Origin of the sequence: Streptomyces sp. GC420 (genome assembly GCF_009916105.1) — a bacterium.
Classification (GTDB): Bacteria; Actinomycetota; Actinomycetes; order Streptomycetales; family Streptomycetaceae; genus Streptomyces.
The window spans coordinates 1-3,448 of the sequence record NZ_JAAAXQ010000571.1 but is presented as its reverse complement, the minus strand read 5'-3'; the positions used below and the strand labels follow the sequence as shown (position 1 = coordinate 3,448).

4 protein-coding genes are annotated in these 3,448 nt (G+C 71.9%); 3 read left to right on the top strand and 1 reads right to left on the bottom strand.

Features of this window, described 5'->3' with window-relative positions; translation table 11 throughout:
• Nucleotides 1–122 precede the first annotated feature (122 nt).
• Nucleotides 123–950: a hypothetical protein gene (locus GUY61_RS36285; RefSeq protein WP_166634557.1), complete on the bottom strand. Its 828-nt coding sequence runs from the start codon at nucleotides 948–950 to the stop codon at nucleotides 123–125.
• 40 nt (nucleotides 951–990) lie between these two features.
• Here GUY61_RS36285 and GUY61_RS36280 point away from each other — a divergent pair, with 40 nt between their 5' ends.
• From GUY61_RS36280 to GUY61_RS36270, 3 genes are all read left to right on the top strand, one after another.
• Nucleotides 991–1,923 (top strand): Ppx/GppA phosphatase family protein, encoded by a 933-nt coding sequence (locus GUY61_RS36280; RefSeq protein ID WP_166634556.1) that lies wholly within the window; start codon nucleotides 991–993, stop codon nucleotides 1,921–1,923.
• Nucleotides 1,924–1,986: 63 nt separating this feature from the next.
• The gene (locus GUY61_RS36275; protein ID WP_166634555.1) at nucleotides 1,987–2,820 is read left to right on the top strand and encodes a sugar phosphate isomerase/epimerase; all 834 of its coding nucleotides are present in this window, start codon (nucleotides 1,987–1,989) and stop codon (nucleotides 2,818–2,820) included.
• The gene (locus GUY61_RS36270; RefSeq protein WP_166634554.1) at nucleotides 2,817–3,425 is read left to right on the top strand and encodes a TetR family transcriptional regulator; all 609 of its coding nucleotides are present in this window, start codon (nucleotides 2,817–2,819) and stop codon (nucleotides 3,423–3,425) included. The genes GUY61_RS36275 and GUY61_RS36270 overlap by 4 nt, the downstream gene beginning before the upstream one ends.
• The last annotated feature ends 23 nt before the right edge of the window (nucleotides 3,426–3,448 follow it).

The following is a 3,448-nucleotide window of genomic DNA, read 5'->3' as shown; positions in this document are numbered from 1 at the left end:
AGCCCGAGCAGGCCCACTACGAGGGCTTCCGGCCGCCTTGCGATGCTCCCCCTGCCTCCGGCGGGAGGTGCCCCCGGCACCGGACGCCGCTCCTCAGCGGGCAAACCCCGACCGACGCGGCACTAGGCGCCGGCCGGTCCCGGCGCCGGCCGCGCCGGGTCGGCCGGATGCGGGGCGACCAGCGGCAGCTGCGAGGCGAGGCGGGCCTCGCACAGTTCGACGAGGCGGTCGTACCCCGCCTTGCCCATGAGTTCGGTCAGCTCGGGCGCGTACGAGACGTACACCGGCTCACCCGCCCCGTGCGCCGATGTCGCGCTCGTGCACCACCAGTGCAGGTCGTGACCGCCCGGGCCCCACCCGCGGCGGTCGTACTCTCCGATCGACACCTGGAGGACCCTGGTGTCGTCCGGGCGGTCGATCCACTCGTACGTGCGCCGGACCGGCAGCTGCCAGCACACGTCCGGTTTGGTCTCCAGCGGCTCCCGCCCCTCGCGCAGCGCCAGGATGTGCAGGGCGCATCCGGCCCCGGCCGGGAAGCCCGTCCGGTTCTGGAAGATGCAGGACCCCTCCCAGCGGCGGGTCTGCCGATCGCCGTCCTCGTCCTCCTGCACCCAGCCGGTCGCCGTGCCGACGGCGTGGTACTCCCACAGCTCCGGGGTGAGGCGCGCCACATGCCCGGCGACCCGCTTCTCGTCGTCCTCGTCGGAGAAGTGGGCACCCAGCGTGCAGCAGCCGTCAGCGGCGCGGCCCGGCTGGATTCCCTGGCAGCCGCTGCCGAAGATGCAGTTCCAGCGTGATGTCAGCCACGTCAGGTCGCAGCGGAACACCTGCTCCTCGTCCGCGGGGTCCGGGAACTCGACCCAAGAGCGGGCAAAATCCAGACCCTGCTCGTCTCTTTCGCGAGCGGACTCCGCCGGCTTGTCCTGCTTCGCCTTTTTCGTCTTTGGCACGGCTCCAGAGTAGGCGCCCGGCGGCAGTAGCGTTCCCCCCATGAGACTCGGTGTCCTCGATGTGGGTTCGAATACGGTTCACCTCCTGGTGGTGGACGCACACCCCGGTGCCTGCCCGCTGCCCGCACACTCCCACAAGGTCGAACTGCGACTCGCGGAGCTCCTCGACGAGGACGGCGCGATCGGCGAGGACGGCATCGTCCGGCTCGTCTCGGTGATCCACAGCGCGCTTCAGGCCGCCGAGGACAAGGGCGTCGAGGAGGTCCTGCCCTTCGCCACCTCAGCCGTCCGCGAGGCCAGCAACGCCGACGACGTACTGGCCCGGGTCAGGAACGAGACCGGCGTCGACCTCCAGGTGGTGACCGGCTCGGAGGAGGCCCGCCTGACCTTCCTCGCCGCGCGCCGCTGGTTCGGCTGGTCGGCGGGAAAGCTGCTGGTCCTGGACATCGGCGGCGGCTCGCTTGAGATCGCGTACGGCATGGACGAGGAGCCGGACGCGGCGGTCTCGCTGCCGCTGGGCGCCGGCCGCCTCACCAATGGCTGGCTGCCCGGGGACCTGCCGGACCCGGAGGACGTCAGGAAGCTGCGCCGGCACGTACGGGCGGAGATCGCGCGCACCGTCGGCGAGTTCAGCCGCCTAGGGGCGCCGGACCATGTGGTCGCCACCTCCAAGACGTTCCGGCAGCTCGCCCGCATCGCGGGCGCCGCCCGCTCCGCCGACGGGCCGTACGTGCAGCGGGAGCTCAGCCGCAGGTCCCTGGAGGAGTGGGTGCCCAAGCTGGCGCGGATGACCGAGGAGGAAAGGGCCGGGCTGCCCGGGGTCTCGGAGGGCAGGGCGCGGCAGTTGACGGCGGGCGCGCTGGTCGCGGAGGGGGCCATGGACCTGTTCGGCGTGGAGAGCGTGGAGATATGCCCGTGGGCGCTGCGCGAGGGCGTGATCCTGCGCCGGCTCGACCACATGGCAGACGCGTGAGACGTGTAACGGCGGCGTAGGACTGCCTCTCGTTCCGGCCGCCGGGGCCCGTACCCTGTCTGCGTGGCAGAACCAGTGGTGCGGATCCCGGATGCGAAGGTCGCCCTGTCCACGGCCTCGGTCTATCCGGAGTCGACGGCGACGGCCTTCGAAATCGCGGCGCGCCTGGGCTACGACGGTGTCGAGGTCATGGTCTGGACGGACCCCGTCAGCCAGGACATCGAGGCGCTGCGCAGACTCTCCGACTACCACCGAGTGCCGATCCTCGCCGTGCACGCGCCCTGTCTGCTGATCACGCAGCGCGTCTGGTCCACCGACCCGTGGACCAAGCTGCGGCGGGCGCAGGCGGCGGCGGAGAAGCTGGGTGCCTCGACCGTCGTCGTGCACCCGCCGTTCCGCTGGCAGCGGCAGTACGCCAGGGACTTCGTGCGGGGAGTCTGGCGGATGGCCGACGAGAGCGATGTGCGCTTCGCGGTGGAGAACATGTATCCGTGGCGCTACCGGGACCGGGAGATGCTGGCGTACGCACCGGACTGGGACGTCACCAAGGAGGACTACCGGCACTTCACGGTGGACCTCTCGCACACCGCGACCGCCCGCAACGACGCCATGCACATGATCGACCGGATGGGCGACCGGCTGGCCCACGTCCACCTCGCCGACGGACGGGGCTCCGGCAAGGACGAGCACCTGGTGCCCGGGCGTGGCACCCAGCCGTGTGCCGAACTGCTGGAGCGGCTCGCGCTCGGCGGCTTCGACGGCCATGTCGTGATCGAGGTCAACACCCGGCGGGCGATGTCCGCCGCCGAGCGTGAGGCCGACCTCGCCGAGGCCCTCGCCTTCACCCGGCTGCACCTCGCGTCGGCCGCGGCCGGCCCGAAGGTCCGGCGCTCGTGACGACGACCCCGCGCAAGCGCGGACGCCCGGCCCGTACGGAGACGGACGGCGGGCCCGCCACCAGGGACCGCATCCTCGAGGCCGCCCGCACCGAGTTCGCGGAGCGCGGCTACGACAGGACCTCGGTCCGCGGCATCGCCAAGTCGGCCGGCGTCGACGCGGCCCTCGTCCACCACTACTACGGCACCAAGGAGCAGGTCTTCGCGGCCGCCGTCGAGGAGGGCTTCGCCCCGTCGCTCGGCGTCCCGGACGCGGTCGCGGGCGGGCCCGACGGCATGGGCGAGCGCATGGCCCGCTACATGTTCTCGGTCTGGGAGAACTCGCTGACCCGGGCACCCCTGCTGGCCGTCGTGCGCTCGGCACTGACCAACGAGACCGCGGCCGGGATCCTGCGCCGGATGATCGAGCGCCGGGTACTGGTCCGGGTCGTCGGCGAGCTGAACGTGCCCGACCCGGAGTTCCGGGCACAGTTGGCGGCGGGGCACCTGGTGGGCATCGCGATCCTGCGGTACGTGGTCCGGATCGAGCCGATCGCCTCGGCGGACCCGGAGGACATCATCACGATGGTGGCCCCCACCCTCCAGAGATACCTCACCGAGCCCTGACAGATCCCCTGCCCTCGACTCGC

What these genes read in the sequence shown, in the direction of transcription:
- GUY61_RS36280 (WP_166634556.1), top strand. Translation starts at nt 991, where the DNA reads ATGAGACTCGGTGTCCTCGATGTGGGTTCGAATACGGTTCACCTCCTG.